The 17,528-nt window shown below is 33.2% G+C and carries 17 protein-coding genes and 11 tRNA genes; 25 read left to right on the top strand and 3 right to left on the bottom strand.

Annotated features, from left to right (window positions below; genetic code table 11):
- Positions 1 to 42 precede the first annotated feature (42 nt).
- From rpsF to FYJ33_RS09735, 13 genes are all read left to right on the top strand, one after another.
- A complete protein-coding gene (gene rpsF, locus FYJ33_RS09795) occupies positions 43 to 330 on the top strand; it encodes a 30S ribosomal protein S6 (protein WP_154531557.1) in 288 nt (95 codons plus the stop codon).
- Positions 331 to 350: 20 nt separating this feature from the next.
- Positions 351 to 800 carry a single-stranded DNA-binding protein gene (locus FYJ33_RS09790; RefSeq protein WP_154531556.1) on the top strand — a complete coding sequence of 150 codons (450 nt, stop codon included), beginning with the start codon at positions 351 to 353 and terminating at the stop codon, positions 798 to 800.
- Positions 801 to 822: 22 nt separating this feature from the next.
- Positions 823 to 1,083 (top strand): 30S ribosomal protein S18, encoded by a 261-nt coding sequence (gene rpsR / locus FYJ33_RS09785; RefSeq protein ID WP_154531555.1) that lies wholly within the window; start codon positions 823 to 825, stop codon positions 1,081 to 1,083.
- Between the two features lie 154 nt (positions 1,084 to 1,237).
- Positions 1,238 to 1,555 carry a MazG-like family protein gene (locus FYJ33_RS09780; RefSeq protein WP_154531554.1) on the top strand — a complete coding sequence of 106 codons (318 nt, stop codon included), beginning with the start codon at positions 1,238 to 1,240 and terminating at the stop codon, positions 1,553 to 1,555.
- A 42-nt stretch (positions 1,556 to 1,597) separates the two neighbouring features.
- On the top strand, positions 1,598 to 2,596 hold the full coding sequence (locus FYJ33_RS09775; RefSeq protein ID WP_206046665.1) for a DUF2232 domain-containing protein: 999 nt from the start codon (positions 1,598 to 1,600) through the stop codon (positions 2,594 to 2,596).
- Between the two features lie 38 nt (positions 2,597 to 2,634).
- The gene (locus FYJ33_RS09770) at positions 2,635 to 4,593 is read left to right on the top strand and encodes a DHH family phosphoesterase (protein WP_154531552.1); all 1,959 of its coding nucleotides are present in this window, start codon (positions 2,635 to 2,637) and stop codon (positions 4,591 to 4,593) included.
- A gap of 2 nt (positions 4,594 to 4,595) precedes the next feature.
- Positions 4,596 to 5,042 (top strand): 50S ribosomal protein L9, encoded by a 447-nt coding sequence (rplI, locus tag FYJ33_RS09765; RefSeq protein WP_154531551.1) that lies wholly within the window; start codon positions 4,596 to 4,598, stop codon positions 5,040 to 5,042.
- 12 nt (positions 5,043 to 5,054) lie between these two features.
- Complete coding sequence (gene lonC / locus FYJ33_RS09760) at positions 5,055 to 6,947, top strand: Lon family ATP-dependent protease (RefSeq protein WP_206046664.1); 1,893 nt, start codon at positions 5,055 to 5,057, stop codon at positions 6,945 to 6,947.
- A 55-nt stretch (positions 6,948 to 7,002) separates the two neighbouring features.
- A complete protein-coding gene (locus FYJ33_RS09755; RefSeq protein ID WP_154531550.1) occupies positions 7,003 to 8,331 on the top strand; it encodes a replicative DNA helicase in 1,329 nt (442 codons plus the stop codon).
- A gap of 17 nt (positions 8,332 to 8,348) precedes the next feature.
- Complete coding sequence (gene proC, locus FYJ33_RS09750; RefSeq protein ID WP_154531549.1) at positions 8,349 to 9,146, top strand: pyrroline-5-carboxylate reductase; 798 nt, start codon at positions 8,349 to 8,351, stop codon at positions 9,144 to 9,146.
- A 524-nt stretch (positions 9,147 to 9,670) separates the two neighbouring features.
- On the top strand, positions 9,671 to 10,960 hold the full coding sequence (locus tag FYJ33_RS09745) for an adenylosuccinate synthase (RefSeq protein WP_154531548.1): 1,290 nt from the start codon (positions 9,671 to 9,673) through the stop codon (positions 10,958 to 10,960).
- Between the two features lie 86 nt (positions 10,961 to 11,046).
- A complete protein-coding gene (locus FYJ33_RS09740) occupies positions 11,047 to 11,229 on the top strand; it encodes a DUF1858 domain-containing protein (protein WP_154531547.1) in 183 nt (60 codons plus the stop codon).
- 83 nt (positions 11,230 to 11,312) lie between these two features.
- Entirely contained in the window at positions 11,313 to 12,053 is a 741-nt protein-coding gene (locus tag FYJ33_RS09735; RefSeq protein WP_206046663.1) for an acyl-[acyl-carrier-protein] thioesterase, read from the top strand.
- Between the two features lie 131 nt (positions 12,054 to 12,184).
- Here the strand turns inward: FYJ33_RS09735 and FYJ33_RS09730 are convergent, their stop codons facing one another.
- Positions 12,185 to 13,432 (bottom strand): BaiN/RdsA family NAD(P)/FAD-dependent oxidoreductase, encoded by a 1,248-nt coding sequence (locus tag FYJ33_RS09730; protein WP_154531545.1) that lies wholly within the window; start codon positions 13,430 to 13,432, stop codon positions 12,185 to 12,187.
- Positions 13,433 to 13,545: 113 nt separating this feature from the next.
- Between FYJ33_RS09730 and FYJ33_RS09725 the strand changes: the two genes are divergently transcribed.
- The 12 genes from FYJ33_RS09725 (at position 13,546) to FYJ33_RS09670 (ending at position 15,202) form a co-directional block, all read left to right on the top strand.
- Positions 13,546 to 14,142 carry a hypothetical protein gene (locus FYJ33_RS09725; protein WP_154531544.1) on the top strand — a complete coding sequence of 199 codons (597 nt, stop codon included), beginning with the start codon at positions 13,546 to 13,548 and terminating at the stop codon, positions 14,140 to 14,142.
- A 103-nt stretch (positions 14,143 to 14,245) separates the two neighbouring features.
- A tRNA-Glu gene (locus FYJ33_RS09720) sits at positions 14,246 to 14,320 on the top strand.
- Between the two features lie 4 nt (positions 14,321 to 14,324).
- Positions 14,325 to 14,400 (top strand) — tRNA-Val (locus tag FYJ33_RS09715).
- A gap of 5 nt (positions 14,401 to 14,405) precedes the next feature.
- Positions 14,406 to 14,482 (top strand) — tRNA-Asp (locus FYJ33_RS09710).
- Positions 14,483 to 14,497: 15 nt separating this feature from the next.
- Positions 14,498 to 14,573, top strand: a tRNA-Thr gene (locus tag FYJ33_RS09705).
- 32 nt (positions 14,574 to 14,605) lie between these two features.
- Positions 14,606 to 14,680: transfer RNA gene (locus FYJ33_RS09700), tRNA-Glu, on the top strand.
- A gap of 4 nt (positions 14,681 to 14,684) precedes the next feature.
- Positions 14,685 to 14,760, top strand: a tRNA-Val gene (locus tag FYJ33_RS09695).
- A gap of 5 nt (positions 14,761 to 14,765) precedes the next feature.
- A tRNA-Asp gene (locus tag FYJ33_RS09690) sits at positions 14,766 to 14,842 on the top strand.
- A gap of 15 nt (positions 14,843 to 14,857) precedes the next feature.
- Positions 14,858 to 14,933, top strand: a tRNA-Thr gene (locus FYJ33_RS09685).
- 32 nt (positions 14,934 to 14,965) lie between these two features.
- A tRNA-Glu gene (locus FYJ33_RS09680) sits at positions 14,966 to 15,040 on the top strand.
- Between the two features lie 4 nt (positions 15,041 to 15,044).
- Positions 15,045 to 15,120 (top strand) — tRNA-Val (locus FYJ33_RS09675).
- A gap of 5 nt (positions 15,121 to 15,125) precedes the next feature.
- A tRNA-Asp gene (locus FYJ33_RS09670) sits at positions 15,126 to 15,202 on the top strand.
- 178 nt (positions 15,203 to 15,380) lie between these two features.
- On the opposite strand, the gene FYJ33_RS09665 is transcribed toward FYJ33_RS09670, so the two are convergent.
- Together FYJ33_RS09665 and FYJ33_RS09660 are read right to left on the bottom strand one after the other, a co-directional pair.
- Positions 15,381 to 16,391, bottom strand: coding sequence for an ATP-binding protein (locus FYJ33_RS09665; protein WP_154531543.1), 1,011 nt, complete (start codon positions 16,389 to 16,391; stop codon positions 15,381 to 15,383).
- Positions 16,384 to 17,385 (bottom strand): DnaD domain protein, encoded by a 1,002-nt coding sequence (locus FYJ33_RS09660; protein ID WP_154531542.1) that lies wholly within the window; start codon positions 17,383 to 17,385, stop codon positions 16,384 to 16,386. Before FYJ33_RS09660 ends, FYJ33_RS09665 begins: the two co-directional genes overlap by 8 nt.
- Positions 17,386 to 17,528 lie beyond the last annotated feature (143 nt).

The raw sequence follows: 17,528 nt of genomic DNA, 5'->3' as shown, positions 1-17,528 counted from the left end.
GTAAAACACAGCCATAGACCGAGGGGAGGAGGTGCAAACATAATGAGAAAGTATGAAACTATATTTATATTAGACCCAGCAATGGATGAAGAAGCTATAAAGGCTGCTACTGAAAAATTCAAGGGTGTAATAGAAAATGAAGGTGGAACTGTAGACAATGTTGACGTTTGGGGTAAGAGAAAGCTTGCTTACGAAATAAACAAGAAGTCTGAAGGTTTCTACACATTAATAAACTTCTCAGCTAATCCTGAATTACCAAGCGAATTAGATAGAATATTCAGAATTACTGACGGCGTTATGAGACATATTATCGTTAAAGATGAAGAGTAATAAAAGGTTGGTGTTCTAACATGAACAAAGTATTTCTAATAGGAAGACTTACAAAGGATCCTGAATTAAGATTTACTCCAGGTTCAGGTACAGCAGTCACAACATTAACACTAGCAGTTGATAAGTATAATGCAGCAACTAAGCAGAGAGAAGCTGATTTTATTCCTGTAGTAGTATGGGGTAAGCAGGCAGAATCTGTAGCTAATTATATGAACAAAGGTAGTCAGATGGCTGTTGGCGGAAGAATCCAAACAAGGTCTTATGAAGCCAAAGATGGTACAAAGAGATATGTCACAGAAGTTGTAGCTAATGAAGTTGAATTCTTAGGTAAGAGTTCACATTCAGGTCAGGCTACTGATAACTTTGGCGGACACTCTGCTGGATATGATAGTGCTCCTTCAAGTAGCTTTGGAGGCGGCCATGGTGAAGAAGATATGACTCCTGTAGATGATGGAGATATACCATTCTAATAAATTAGGTAAGGAGGGAAGAATGATGAATAAAGAAGCTAATAACAACAGAAGACCTAATGGAAAGATGAGAAGATCTAGAAAAAAGGTTTGTGTATTCTGTGCTGAAAAAGCTGAAGGAATAGACTACAAAGATGTTAATAAGCTAAGAAAATATGTAACAGAAAGAGGAAAGATTCTTCCAAGAAGAATTTCTGGTACATGTGCAAAGCATCAGAGACAAATTACTGATGCAGTAAAGAGAGCTAGAAATATAGCATTATTACCATTCACAACTGAGTAATAATAAAACATATAAACCTGAAAAGATTATCTTTTCAGGTTTTTTTATATATTGATGTAAATTTTGAGGTATAAAAGCATTTTTTATTGAAAAGTGGGTATAAAAAAATTAAAATGTAAATATAGCTTAAAATGGTGTAAAAAGAGGTATAAATATGAACAGAGACGATTTTAATATAATGGGTAATATTAAATCTATAGAGCAATTAAAAGCACAGCTTCTATGTATAATAGGAGAGTTTTTTAGACTTCTTACAAAAGGAAGCAATGTGGCGAAAGATGCAATACTTAATTGTATATCAAATGCCATAATAGTACTATATGTACTGGGAGATAAACTTGGATATTCTGCAGTCGAGATAGATGAAGATATGAAAAAGAAATTAAAAATAGGAGTAATTGAGGATGATACTGTAGAGAGGGAAGGAAAAAGTCTCTCTAAATTATATAGTCACTTAAAAACAAGAGAATAATAGGTAAGCATTTTATTTGCTTACAAGATGCGGAGGACAAAAATGAAAGAAAGATATTCAGCTCATGCCATAGTTGAAGCAGCATTAATGGCAGCTCTTATAGTGGTATTTTCACTTATGGCATCATATGTGCCTATAATTGTGCCGTTATTCATTTTTATAGCACCTATCCCTATAGTTGTGCTTAATATAAAATATAATTATAAAGTCGGTATTGGAGCTGTTCTGGTAAGTGCAGTTATTATCGGAATTTTTAGCGGTGTATTCAATGCAATTATGCCGCTGATACTTTATGCACCATGTGGACTTATATTAGGCGTATGCATAAGAAAAAATAAAAAGACATCATATACAGCAGTTATTTTAACAATAACAAATATAATTTCTATTATTGTATATTCAACAGTATATTTATATTTATTAATGAATATGACTTTTATGAAATGGGCAGATGAAACTATAAAACTGATACAGGATTCGCTGTCTATCTATGAAAAAATGGGGATAAATTTAAATAGTAATCCAGCATATGTACAGATGATGAATATAGATGCAAAGATGCTTTTAATGGCTGTACCTGCAGCGCTAGTAGTTGGTGCAGTGATTTCATCTATTATAACTTATAATATAGCTAGGAAAGTAATTAACAGATTAAATATGAATATAAATGTTCAGCCTATGATAAAATTTGCAGATTGGTATATTGGAATAAAAGCTGGTGCGGCCCTTATTCTTATTGTATGTATTGCAATGTTTTTAGTACAAAAGAAAGTTATTTATTCAGAATATATTATGGGTGCAAGCTTAAGCTTGTTTTCATTAATAATGATAATATCTGGATTAACAATTGTGGATTATTATCTAGTTAATAAATTAAAGATGGGCAGAGTTATGGCGGGCATATTATGCGTATTAATGGTCTCACCTTTAAGTGTATTATTACTGTCTTTAGGAATTGTAGATCTGATTTTTGATATTAGGGGAAAAGATGAAAATAGTATTGGTTCTGCTTTAAGAAGAAGAATTAACAGTAAACAATAAATCTTCTAGAAAATCTTATTAGTTAGGAAGGCACGAGTATGGATAACAAGGATAATACTTATGGCAAATTATTAGTTCTTTTGATATTTAGTTCTATGGTAACTATATTTTTTATCAGTGAAGGGTATTATATATATTCTTATATAATCATAATTTTAACTCTTGCTATGAATTCAGGAATTCTGTATAGAGCAAGATATAAGGAGAAAAAACAGGTAGCTGATACAGAAGATATAGGAAGGTTTAGTGAGTATTTTATAAAGGATAATCTATTTAAACAGATTTATCCTCTTGCATTTATAAAAGAAGATGGAGAAATGATATGGTGTAACAGCAGATTTAAAGAAGTCTTTGAATCAGAAAAGATAAGCGGCTGTAATATTGCATCTATTGTCAGAGGTTTGTCACTAGAAAATGTCTTAAAGATGAGCAAAACTTATTCTCAGAAGATATCAATAAATAGAAGCAGTTATGAAGTTTATTCTAAAAAGATAGTAGATGCCTATGAAAATACAAATATTATAATGGTATTCTTTAATGATGTAACATACATTGAAGAAGGAACAAAAGAAAGTATAATGCTTATAGACGTTGATAACCTTACTGAAGTCAGCAGTAGTATCGATTCTATTAAGTCTTCACTGCTTGTTGCTGAAATAGACAGTGTTATAACTGAATATGCTAAGAGTCTTAATGCCATGATTAAAAAGTATGAAGGAAGTAAGTATATATTATCAGTTTCAGATTCTGTAATAGAAGCAGAAATGAGCAAAAAGTTTGATATTCTTGATAGAGTAAGAGAAATTTCTGTTGGAAATAAACTTGAGCCTACTTTAAGCATTGGTGTTGGAAGAGGCGGAGTAAATCCAAGAGAAAATCAGAAGTATGCTGTTACAGCACTTGAATTATCACTGGGTAGAGGTGGAGATCAGGTAGTTGTTAAGAGAAAAGATAAGTTATGTTTTTTTGGCGGTAATACTAAGGAAATTGAAAGAAGAACAAGAGTAAGAGCAAGAGTTATAGCTCGTTCTCTTATTGATCTTGTTTATGAAAGCAGCAAGGTCTATATAGTGGGGCATAAGAACCCTGATATGGACTGTTTTGGAGCAGCTGTTGGTATTTCATCAGTAATAAGGCAGCTGGGAAAGAACTGTAAGATACTTATGGGAAATGATACTAGAGGTATTGATTTATATCTTAAAAAGCTTAAGGAACAATATAAAAGTGAAGAATTATTTATAGATTATGACAGCGCAATGAATAATCTTGATGATGATACTCTTGTTATTGTAGTAGATGTTCATGCTAGAAATTATGTGAGTAATATAGAGCTTGTAGATAGAGCTAAAAAGGTTGTTATAATAGATCATCATAGAAGAAGTGCTGATGCAATTGAAGGGGCATTGCTTACTTATATTGAAGTGTATGCATCATCCACTTCCGAATTGATAACCGAAATGGTACAATATATGTTAGATAAGCCTAAGCTTAAACAGATAGAAGCAGAGGGCCTTCTTGCTGGAATATGTGTTGACACCAAGAATTTTTATTTTAAAACTGGTGTAAGAACCTTTGAAGCAGCATCATTTTTAAGAAGGCTTGGAGCTGATACAATTGATGTAAAGAAAATGTTCAGTGATGACCTTGAAAGCTATATAAAGAGAAGTGATACTATTAAATCTGCCACAGTTGAAAATGGCATAGCTATAGCTATATGTCCATCAAGTGTTAAAGATACAATAATACCTGCACAGGCAGCAGATGAGTTGCTTAATATTACATCTATAAAAGCATCGTTTGTTCTTGTTAAAATAAATAATGATGTATCCATAAGCGGAAGAAGTTTTGGAGATATTAATGTTCAGGTAATACTTGAGTCACTTGGAGGCGGAGGTCACATGAATATTGCTGGCACAAAGCTTTTTGATTCAACAATAGATGAAGCACTTGTCAGACTTAAAAAGGCTATTGGTAAATATTTAGAGGAAGGTGATTAATAATGAAAGTTATTTTATTAAAAGATGTTAAAACAGTAGGAAAGAAAGGGGATGTAGTAAATACATCTGATGGATATGCAAGAAACTTTTTATTTCCAAGGAAATTAGCAGAGGAAGCTACTGATGCTAATATGCATATATTAAATGCCAAGAAGGAAACTGAAAGAAGAAAGAAACTTGCTGAAACAGAAGCAGCTCAGGCTGTTGCTAATGACTTAATGAATAAGGAAATTAATATAACTGCTAAGGCTGGAGAAAATGGCAGATTATTTGGAGCTATAACAAGCAAAGATGTAGCTGAATATATAAAAGCACAACATAATGTTACTATTGATAAAAAGAAGATAGTAATGGATACGATAAAAACAGCAGGAACATTTACAATAGAAGTTAAAGTTTATCCAGAAATTTCAACAAAAATGAAAGTAACAGTTGTTCCTAAACAATAAGGAGGATTTAACTTGAATTCAAATAATGAAATGAATGTTTTAGAATATATCATTAATAGTGATATGGGACTTAGAGCTCAGGTTGATGTATTATTTGATATATTAAAGAACATATTAGATGAAGGAACCATAAGAGCCAGAGTTATAAGACATAGGATGCAGAAAAACATGAAGTCTGATGATGAATTCAAAAGACTTTATGCTTTAAATAAAGTTGCTTCAGATGGCAGAGGCCTTAAGGAAATACCAACTGAAGCAAATCTTAAAGAGGCTCTGGAAGATACATATCAGTGGTTTTCAGAAGAACTTGCAAGAAAATATGTTCAGAATAAGATTGAAGGACAGGTTGAGCAGTATCTTGTTGATAAGCAGGATAAGTATATAGATGAGATAAGGCTTGGCATTATTAAAAAGCAAAAAGGTCCTGAAAATGATAAGACTAAGAAAAAGTATGAGAAATTAATGAATCTTGATGCAAGAACTTCTAACAAGAGTGTTATGAGTCTTTTAAGACCATCAAGTTTTAAAGAAATAATAGGTCAGGAGAGAGCTATTAAGTCACTTATTTCAAAGCTTGCATCTCCATACCCACAACATGTTATTCTTTATGGACCTCCTGGAGTAGGTAAGACTACAGCAGCCAGGCTTGCTCTTGAAGAAGCAAAGAAACTTGAATATACACCATTCGATGAAGAATCAAAGTTTGTAGAAGTTGATGGATCAACTTTAAGATGGGATCCAAGAGAAATTACAAACCCTCTTTTAGGATCTGTACATGATCCTATATATCAGGGAAGTAAAAGGGATCTCGCTGAAACAGGAATACCAGAACCTAAGACTGGTCTTGTAACAGAAGCTCACGGTGGAGTTCTTTTTATAGATGAAATCGGGGAGCTTGATGATATGCTTCAGAACAAACTTCTTAAAGTTCTTGAAGATAAGAGAGTTCAGTTCTCATCTTCTTACTATGACCCAGATGATGAAAACATACCAAAGTATATAAGATATCTTTTTGAAAAAGGAGCACCAGCTGATTTTATCCTTATAGGAGCAACAACAAGAAGCCCCCAGGATATAAATCCTGCTATACGTTCAAGATGTACTGAAGTATTCTTTGAACCACTTTCATCAGGAAATATAAAGGTAATAGTTCAGAATGCAGCAAAGAAGCTTGAAGTAACACTTGAAGATGGTATTGCTGATACTATATCTAACTATACTATAGAAGGAAGAAAGGCAGTAAACATACTTGCCGATGCTTATGCTTATTCATTATATAAAAATGATGGATATAGAAGCGAAATAACAAAAAGTGATTTAGAGGATGTATTATCTATAGGAAGATATGCTCCTTATGAAATACTTGATAATCTTGATAGAAGCGAAATTGGACATGTATATGGACTAGGTGTTGCAGGATTTCTTGGTTCAACTATAGAAATAGAAACTGCCGTTTTTAAAGCTCAGCATAAGGGTAAGGGAACTATAAAGTTTAATGATACAGCTGGATCAATGGCAAAGGATTCTGTTGTTAATGCTGCATCTGTAATCAGAAAGGTTACCGATATAGATATTAAGGATTACGATGTTCATGTCAATGTTATTGGTGGAGGAAATATCGATGGACCGTCAGCTGGTACTGCAATAACAATATGTATAATATCTGCATTATTGGATAAACCTATTAAACAGGATATTGCAATAACAGGTGAAATATCTTTAAGAGGAAATGTTAAGCCTGTAGGCGGAATATTTGAAAAGATATATGGAGCAAAGAGAAAAGGCATAAAGCTTGTAATTGTTCCAGAAGATAATAAGAAAGATGTTCCAATAGGTCTTGAGGATATTGAAGTTAAGACAGTATCTCATATAGATGATGTTATGAAGATAGTTTTTGATAAGTAAGAAAAATGACTTATTTATAGTAGTTTAATAAAGCATATTAAAGGAGGGCAGCTTTATGGATGCACCAGTAATGAGAAGTCTGCCTCAGAGCATAGAAGCAGAGCAGATGGTATTAGGATCAATGATAATTGATAAATATGCAATAGCAAAAGCTGCTGAGTTTTTAAAAGCCGAAGACTTTTATAGAGACTCTCATAAAACAATATACTCCAGTATAATGGAAATGGTACAGAAGGATGAGCCTGTAGATGAAATAACTCTTCTTGAACATTTAAAAGCTACAGATAGGCTTGAAAAAGCGGGGGGTATTACTTACGTAACAGAGATAAGTAATGCTGTACCAAGTACAGCAAATCTTACTGCTTATATAAAAATAGTTGAGGAAAAATCACTTTTAAGAAAGCTGATAAGATCGTCAACTGATATAATTGAAGACTGTTATAACAAGCAGGATGATGTAGTTAAAGTAATAGATTCTGCTGAAAAAAGAGTGTTCGATATAGGCGAAAAGAGAAATACTGGCGAATATGAAGCACTAAGCGATGTACTTGAAAGAAGTTTTGCTGAAATAGAAAGGCTATTTAATAATAAAGGAGAAATCACTGGAGTTGGTTCAGGATTTACAGATCTTGATGATAAGACTTCGGGATTCCAGAAGGGCGATATGGTTCTTGTTGCTGCAAGACCATCTATGGGAAAGACTACTTTTGCACTTAATATTGCTGAAAATGCGGCGCTTAAGGAAGGTAAAAGTGTAGTTATATTTTCTCTGGAAATGTCAAAGGAACAGCTTGCATATAAGCTTCTGTGTTCAGAAGCAAATGTAGATATGCTTGCCCTTAGAACAGGTAATCTTGATGATAAGGATTGGGAAAATATCGCACGTGCAGCTGGACCTCTTTCAAATGCAAAAATATATATAGATGATACTGCAGGTGTATCTGTAATGGAAGTAAGATCTAAGTGCAGAAAAATAAAGATGGAGCACGGTATAGATATGATCCTTATAGATTACCTTCAGCTTATGACTGGAAGTGGCGAAAGCAGACAGCAGGAAGTTTCAGAAATATCAAGAAACATCAAGGCACTTGCTAAGGAAATGGAGTGCCCTGTAATTGCACTTTCACAGCTTTCCCGTGCACCTGAACAGAGAGCAGATCATAGACCGATGCTTTCAGATTTAAGAGAGTCTGGATCAATTGAGCAGGATGCCGATGTTGTTATGTTTTTGTATCGAGATGAATATTATGATAAAGAAACCGAGGATAAAAATGTAGCTGAATGTATAATAGCTAAACAGAGAAACGGTCCGGTTGGAACTGTGAAACTTGCATGGCTTGGTCAATTCAGTAAATTTGGAAATCTTGAATTTAATCATAATTAAAAGCAGGTGGGGATGTTATGAATAAGAAAATTGGATTTATAGGTTGCGGCAATATGGGCCACGCTATATTAAAAGGTATAATAGATAGTGGTTTGTGTAATGTTTCTGATGTATTTGTATCAGCAAGAACAAAAGAAACTTTAGAAAAGATAAGGAATGAACTAGCAGTAAATGTTTGCTCCAATATAGAGGTCGCTCAAAAGTCAGATATATTATTTATAGCTGTAAAACCAAATATATTTAAGAGTATTATAGATGAAATTAAAAGTTTCGTAAGTAACGACACAGTTATTGTATCAATAGCTGCAGGTGTAACCATTGATAATATTGAGCAGTGGTTTGGCAGAGAGATTAAGGCGACAAGAACAATGCCTAACACTCCTGCACTTGTAGGAGAATCAATGACTGCCATATGCTTTAATGAATATATGCAAGACGAAGGTAAAAAGGATATTTTTGATATCTTTAATTCTTTCGGTAAGTGTGAGGAACTTGAAGAAAAATATTTTCATGCTTTTATAGCAGTTAGTGGTTCTTCGCCTGCATATATATTTATGCTGATAGAAGCTATGGCTGATTCTGCAGTACAGATGGGTATACCAAGAAGTAAAGCATATAAGTTTGCGGCTCAGGCTGTGATGGGATCTGCAAAGATGATATTGGAGACAGGAATGCATCCAGGAGCTTTAAAAGATATGGTTTGCTCACCTGGAGGTACAACAATTGATGCTGTAATAGAATTAGAGAATAGTGGCTTTAGAAGTTCAGTTGAAAAGGCAATGAAATGTTGCGAAGAAAAATCTAAAAAATTATAAAAATAAATTATAAATATAGTTTTTAATTTTCTGAATTTAGTGTATAATATACTTGAATATGAAAATAATGCTTGAAAAACAAAGGGTATAAAAAATCGATATAGTAGAACATCGATTTAGGCCGATTAAACTAGTATTTTTAAAAAGTAGCAGAGATGCTACTTTTTATTTCTTATAGTCTAGGAAATTGCATTCAAAAATGGTAGAATGCAATTTCGTCCTTTGGTAATCCAGGGTTTGCAAGACATATGTAGAAACGACTTGGAGCGATTTAGCGACAGAGTCTTCTTAATATGTATTGCAAACCTTTTTTTATAAAGGAAAATAAGCGCCAAAAACAACTTTTAAGGATTTTATTGAATTAGTAGAAATTATCAAAAAATATAGTTTTTCACGAATTATAAAAATATACTTTACAAAAATATTCGTGGATATTATTGACCAATATAGTATCGTTTGATAGTATTGTATAGGGACAATATGTTCACTAATGAGTTTGCATAAAAGCAAAAGGAGGAAGTCAAATGTCAGCATTTATAGTTTTAGGAGCTCAATGGGGCGATGAAGGAAAAGGAAAAATGACAGACTATCTTGCAGAAGAAGCAGACGTAGTTGTAAGATTCCAGGGTGGAAATAATGCAGGTCATACAGTAGTTGTTGGAGACACTGATTATAAACTACACTTAATACCATCAGGAGTTTTATATGATAATAAGTTAAATGTTATAGGAAATGGTGTCGTTGTTGATCCAAAGGCATTATTTACAGAAATAGATTATCTAGAAGGATTAGGAGTAAAGGTTACTCCAGAGAAACTTATAATAAGTGACAGAGCTCATTTAATTATGCCATATCATAGAATACTAGATGCTTTAAAAGAAAAAGCAAGAGGAAAAAATGATATAGGAACTACAGGTAAAGGAATAGGACCTTGCTATACAGATAAGATTGAAAGATCAGGAATAAGAATATGTGATCTTCTTCATAAAGAAGTTTTTATAGAAAAACTAAAAGAAAATATTGAAATAAAGAATGCTTATATAACTAAGGTTTATGGTGGAGAAGCTTTAAACTTTGATGAAATATGTAAGCAATACTTAGAGTATGCAGAAAGAATAAGACCATACGTATGTGATACTTCTGTTAGAATTTATGATGAAATCATGAACAACAAGAACGTATTATTTGAAGGTGCTCAGGGAATGCTTCTTGATATAGACCACGGAAGCTATCCATATGTTACATCTTCAAATACTACTTCTGGTGGAGTTTCAAACGGAACTGGTATAGGACCAACTATGATCACTAATGCAGTTGGTATATGTAAAGCATACACTACAAGAGTTGGTAAGGGGCCATTCCCAACAGAATTAAATGATGATATGGGAGAATGGATCAGAGAAAAAGGACATGAATTTGGTGTTACTACAGGAAGAGCAAGAAGATGTGGATGGCTTGACCTTGTTATCTTAAAGACAACTGTAAGAGTATGTGGATTAACTTCACTTGCAGTAACTAAGATAGATACTTTAGCTGGACTTGATAAGGTTAAGGTGTGCGTTGGCTACAAGTTTGATGGAAAAGTTATTGACTACTTCCCAGCAAGTCTTGAAGATGTTGCTAAGTGCGAACCTGTATATGAAGAATTTGATGGATGGGATGAATCAGTTGCAAATGCAAGATCTTATGATGAAATTCCTGAAAACGCAAAGATCTATTTAAGAAGAATAGAAGAACTTACTGGAACAAAGATTTCTATCGTATCTGTTGGACCTGAAAGAGCTCAGACTATCAGGGTTAGAGAGGAAATATAAATCCTACTGTTTTAGTTGCATTTAAAAATCTTATTTAGTATAATTATGGATGTATAGTATATACTGAATAGGAGAAGGTGAGAATTATGATAACTAAAGATATGACTATAGGTGAAGTTGTAAGAACTGCTCCTGAAAAAGTAGCTACTCTAATGGAATTTGGAATGGGTTGTGTTGGATGTCCATCAGCTCAGGCAGAAACAATTGAAGAAGCAGCTATGGTACATGGATTAGATGTAAATGCTCTAATAGAAGCATTAAATAAATAATAAATATACTTAATAATATAAGAGGTTATTGCTTGTCAATGACCTCTTTATTGCAATTTAGGGAAAGTGAAGGAGGTATTGTTATGGGAGCAGTATATGAAAAAGAATATGACGTTAACTACTATAATGTAGATGCAAGGGGAGATGCAAAGTTAACGTCTATAGCTGATTTCTTCTGTGATATAGGCTTTCACCAGTCAGAAGCGTTAGGATTAGGCCTTAATAAGCTTATAAGTGATAATATGGCATGGATATTCTATAAGTATGACATAGAGGTTTTAAGATATCCAAAGCTGGGAGAGAAGCTTACTGTTTGTACAGATGCACTTGGAATGAGAAAGTTCTATGCATATAGAAATTATCTTATTAAAGACGCAGAAGGAAATATCATAGTTAAGGGAAGAGGATTATTCCTTCTTTTAGATCTTAAAAAGAGAAGAGCTATGAGAGTTCCTGAAACGATGAAAACAATCTATAAATGTGAAGAGGATAGTTTTGAACTTGATAACCTTGATAAAAAGTTTGAAAGTGAAATGTCTAAACAATTTGCAGTAAGATATAGTGATATAGATACAAACGGACACGTTAACAATACAAAATATATGGAATGGGCACTTGAAATAGTACCAAGAGATATAATCTTAAAATATAAGATGAGCAGAATAAAGGTAAACTTTATTAAAGAGGTACAATATGGACACACAGTATGTGTTGAAGCTAAAGTCGTAAATGAAGATGAAAAAATAGTCGTAAAGACAAGAATACTTAACGAAGAAAACACAATACTCGCACTATGCGAAACAGAGTGGAAAAAAGAAAAATAGATTAGAGATATGAGAGCAGAGAGAAGAGAACAGGATGAAATTTATGCGCTGCGGTTAAGCAGGCATAAATTTCTAATTTTAATAGAGGAAAAATATTCAAATCTCTTTATCGCTTAGTTCTTATCTCATATCTAATTTTTTGCTGCTGCTTTTCCTGCTGCAAATCCTGAACTCCATGCCCACTGAAGGTTATATCCACCGCAGTCACCGTGAACATCCATTATTTCGCCACAGAAATAAAGATTAGGGACTATTTTGGATTCAAGAGTGTTATCATCTATGTCATTAGTATCAATACCACCAGCCGTTACCTGGGCATTATTAAAGCCATTTGGTCCTGTGCATTTAAAAGACCAGTTTTTAAACAATGACATAAGGGATTTTTTCTGCTGCCATGAAAGTTCATAACATGGTATATGAATATCATAAATGCCAGCTTCCTTAAGTATAACAGGTATAAGTTTCTTATTTATTATTCCTGTCAGAGCATCGCATATAGGCCTATAAGAAAGCATTCCAAGGTGATTTTCTAGGAATGACTGCAATTCATCATCTGTCATTTTAGGCATCATATCAACTTTTATTTTCACATTCTTATTAAGCTCAGTGTTTAAAGAAGCAATAGCTGAAATCTGCAGAACTGGAGGACCTGATATTCCGTAATCTGTGAAGAGTATTTCGCCAAATTCTTTTCTAATTTCTTTATCATCCACAAATACAGAAGCATATCCGTCAAATTTAACACCAGAAATAGCTTTTAATCTGCCGTAGTCAAGTTTTAACTGAACTATTGCAGGATATGTACGAGTTACATTGTGACCAAGAGATTTTAAGAGATTGTAAGCTGAACCGTCAGATCCTGTTTTCACTGCACTTTTTCCTCCACAGGCAACGATAAGTTTAGTGCAGTGGATAACTTCTTTGGAATTATCCACTGTGGATAAAATGAAACCTTTCTTAGTTGTGGATATATTTTTAACTTTAAAAGAGTTATACACAGGTATACATCTATCTTCTATTGCAAATCTGAAAATATCCACAACAGATGAAGATTGCAGCGATTGTGGATAAAGTTTACCATTTTGAAGTTCAACAAAAGGAAGCCCTAGTGAATAGAAAAAGTTTTTAGTTTCTTCTACGCCAAACTGTGATAATACAGAGTTGAAAAAGTTCTTATTATTACTATGGTATTGATTAAAAGGAAATTTTATAGTGGAGTTGGAAATATTGCATCGTCCATTTCCTGTAGCTAAAATTTTTCTACCAACTCTATCAGTTCCTTCAATTATTGCAACATCTGCACCAAAATCTTTCGCGGTAATAGCTGCCATTAATCCTGAGGCGCCTCCGCCAAGTACTATTATGTCATGATATATCATCTCTATAAAACACTCCTTAATCAAAGATATCTTATAAAAATTTTATCACAAATAATAATAATTTAAACATAAATAACACTATATTGAGAATAATAATATTGAGGTGCAGTAATATGAAAGTAAAAATAATAAATAAGGAAAGTGAAGATTTCGGAAGGCAGTTTGATGTTAAAAGAATCAACTATGATCAGGTTATAGTATCATATCCTACGGGTAATGGAATGAAGACTTTTTCGTCTAGAGATGTAGAGTATATTACTGAATGCGAAAAAGATGAACTGCTTTTAAAAAATAGATTTATATTGAAAATAAAAATTCCCAGAGGAGTAGGAAGTTTTTTTTATAAGGCACTTATCGATTCTATAGAAGAAGAAATTAATGGACGATTATATGATATAAATCTTCTAAAGGATATATATAAACAACCAAGTAAAAGAGGAAGATGGGAAAAAGAAATTCTTCTTCAGGCAAATAATACAACTCCATTAAATATATTATGTAATGGAGAAAATTTCAGGAAAGATAGTTACAATATAAATATTTCTAGGTTAAATAAGGAAGAATTTATTGAAAGATGCAGGTTTGAGATGTCAGAGGTGGAGAAACAAATAAAAAGAAGAAGAGATCTTATTAAACATTATGAAATGGCTATAAACAGCTATAGTAAAGGAGATGAGGAGGAATCAAAAGCAGTAGTAAAAACTAAATAATATAATAAAATAAAAAAAGTTAAAAAAAAATGTTGACACAAAGGCTTATTTTTTGTAAGATAGTCTATGTCAGGTCGGGAGACTTGAAAAAACAAAACAATATGGCTTCTTGGTCAAGCGGTTAAGACACCACCCTTTCACGGTGGTAACAGGGGTTCGATTCCCCTAGAAGTCACCATTATGGTCGCATAGCTCAGCTGGGAGAGCATCTGCCTTACAAGCAGAGGGTCATAGGTTCGAGCCCTATTGTGACCACCATATGTGGCTCAGTAGCTCAGTTGGTTAGAGTGCCAGCCTGTCACGCTGGATGTCGTGGGTTCAAGTCCCTTCTGAGTCGCCATTTTTTTAAAATACTGCTGGCATGGCTCAATTGGTAGAGCAGCTGACTTGTAATCAGCAGGTTGTAGGTTCAAGTCCTATTGCCAGCTCCATTTTAAAAACAATACAAAATAAAAAATAATATGGCTTCTTGGTCAAGCGGTTAAGACACCACCCTTTCACGGTGGTAACAGGGGTTCGATTCCCCTAGAAGTCACCAATACGGTCGCATAGCTCAGCTGGGAGAGCATCTGCCTTACAAGCAGAGGGTCATAGGTTCGAGCCCTATTGTGACCACCATATGTGGCTCAGTAGCTCAGTTGGTTAGAGTGCCAGCCTGTCACGCTGGATGTCGTGGGTTCAAGTCCCTTCTGAGTCGCCATTTTTTTAAAATACTGCTGGCATGGCTCAATTGGTAGAGCAGCTGACTTGTAATCAGCAGGTTGTAGGTTCAAGTCCTATTGCCAGCTCCATTTTAAAAACAATACAAAATAAAAAATAATATGGCTTCTTGGTCAAGCGGTTAAGACACCACCCTTTCACGGTGGTAACAGGGGTTCGATTCCCCTAGAAGTCACCAATACGGTCGCATAGCTCAGCTGGGAGAGCATCTGCCTTACAAGCAGAGGGTCATAGGTTCGAGCCCTATTGTGACCACCATATGTGGCTCAGTAGCTCAGTTGGTTAGAGTGCCAGCCTGTCACGCTGGATGTCGTGGGTTCAAGTCCCTTCTGAGTCGCCAAATATAAAGACTATTACAATAACTGTAATAGTCTTTTTTGTACATAAGATAATTTATAAGTTACTCACTTAATTTTCCTTCATTATGCGATATGCATTATTAAGGATTTAATTAAAATAAAGAAACCAGCAGTCATGGTCTGCTGGTTTCATCATTAATTATATATTAAAAAGAGCATCTATTGATTAAGTATAGTTTTTTCTGAAAATCTATTTTGCCTTAAGGATTTTTTCTGTATTCTTATATCTTCAGTATAAAATTTCTGAAGCCTGAAGTTTCCAAATAATCTTGATGTAATTCTTTCTGTATATGACTTTGTTAAGTCTGATAGTAATAGATTTGTTGAAATAAGCATTTTCTTATTCTTAATAAGTTTCTTATTAAGAAATGTAAAGAAATTAGTAACTGAAAAGTCTGTTATCTGTTCAGCACCTAAGTCATCAATAATAAGTAGATCACAATTTATAAGTGATTCTTCTAATGCTTTATCATTATCAAATGTTATAGTTCTCAAATCCTTATTAAGTTCGTCAGAAGTTTTATAAATAACAAGGAAACCTTTATCTAAGAGTTCCTTTGCTATACATTGAGTCATGAAAGTTTTTCCTGTACCAGGATCACCATAAAAAAGCATATTTACAGAATGGTTTTTAAAGTTAGGGATATAATCATTCTTAATATAAGATAATATTTGTTCTATATTATCTCTAGGCGAAAACTTTTCGCTTCCATCTGATCTTGGAGAATAAAAATCTAAGTTGAATGTATTAAAGTTATTTGTTTTTATTGATTCTGCAAGTTCAGAACTTTTATAATAAAGTTTAACAAGGTATCTGTCAAAGCATGAGCATCTCTTTGTTCCTATGTAACCTGTATCATTACATTTACTGCACTGATAGTGCATTGAAAGATAATCCTGCCCATAGCCGTAAGCAACAAGCAGTTCTGCTTTCTGTACTCTAAGATCAGTTATGGCTTCTCTGGTTTTACTTACTACATCATCAGCATTTCCGTGTCTAAGTATATCCATAGAAAGCTTTATTGAAAGACGTCCGATCTCATTTTCAAGGTCAAGTATCTCAGGATGTTCTCTTTTTATATTATCTTTTCTTTCCTGGAGAGCTTTTCTCTCATGGTAACGAATTTTTTCATAGTAATCCATAATTTGAGTTTTATATCCCTTAATCATTGTCATCCCATCCTAATAATTTTTTCTCTAACTCATCATAATCATATTCGCGTTGTTTAAAGTTATTAAATTTAAGACCAGCATTATTTTTGCTGTTTGAAGCAGTAGTATTAGATTTGTTGTAAGTTGTATTATTTTTTCTTACTGCATCTTTCAATTCAATATCTTTAATAGTCTTTATATTATCTGCATGCCACTTAGAAAGTATGCCATCAATATATTTAAAATCTGAATGATTAAGCCTGTTAAAACATATAGTTGCAGCTTTTTTTATCATTTCAATAGAAAAATTATAAGTATAAATCCATTTTTCCATCATATCTTGCTGTGGTTTCATGACCTCAGCATTTTTCATACCAAGAAAGTCTAATATTTTTCTAAATTGTATCCATTTATCTTCATGTTTTGCTATATAGGATTGAGCATCTTCAATATTCTGTATACCTGAATTATGCCATCCAAGTGCAACCTTTTCTATGTATCTTACATCTGTTTTTCCTTTGGATACACAGTATTCAATAAGCAGAAGAATAAGTTCATAAGAAAAATTAAGCTCTTTCTGCCAACTTAAGTAAGTTGACATTTCTTTTGTGGAAAGAGGTCTTGATATAAGTTTTTCTATATCTTTAAGCATATCCTTTGAATTGTTGTTATCAAGTTCTGAAAGAAGATCAACGCTTTCATTATTATTTGTATCATTTGATAGATCACAGAAGTCTATATCATAGTTTCCCATGTTGTCGATAGGAGTTAATTTTATGATGCCTTCCGTATTCCAATAATCAAGAGCATTCATAACATCAGATTCAAGAAGATGAAGGTTTGATGCAACAATTGATGAATTTACGCCAACTTCTCCTGATGTTCTATATTTCAGCATTAAGAGATAAACTTTTACAAATTCGCCACGAGCTTCAGCCATATATTTATCTATAAAAATATTGCTTACAGGAGTAAATTCAATAGGAGAATTTTTTAGCATAAAAGTACTCATAGGACAGTATCACCTCCAAATTTTATTTAATAATAAGTTCAATTTATCATATTAATTAATGAATGAATATGACTATAAAACGTATTTGTTCTCTTAAAGCTAATTATATCAAAGGGTGCAATAAGTAACAACTAATGATTTTT

The sequence above is a fragment of the Inconstantimicrobium porci genome (assembly GCF_009696465.1).
GTDB classification, from domain to species: Bacteria; Bacillota; Clostridia; order Clostridiales; family Clostridiaceae; genus Inconstantimicrobium; species Inconstantimicrobium porci.
The sequence above is the reverse complement of the archived record's forward strand: the minus strand, read 5'-3'. Positions and strand labels throughout refer to the sequence as shown.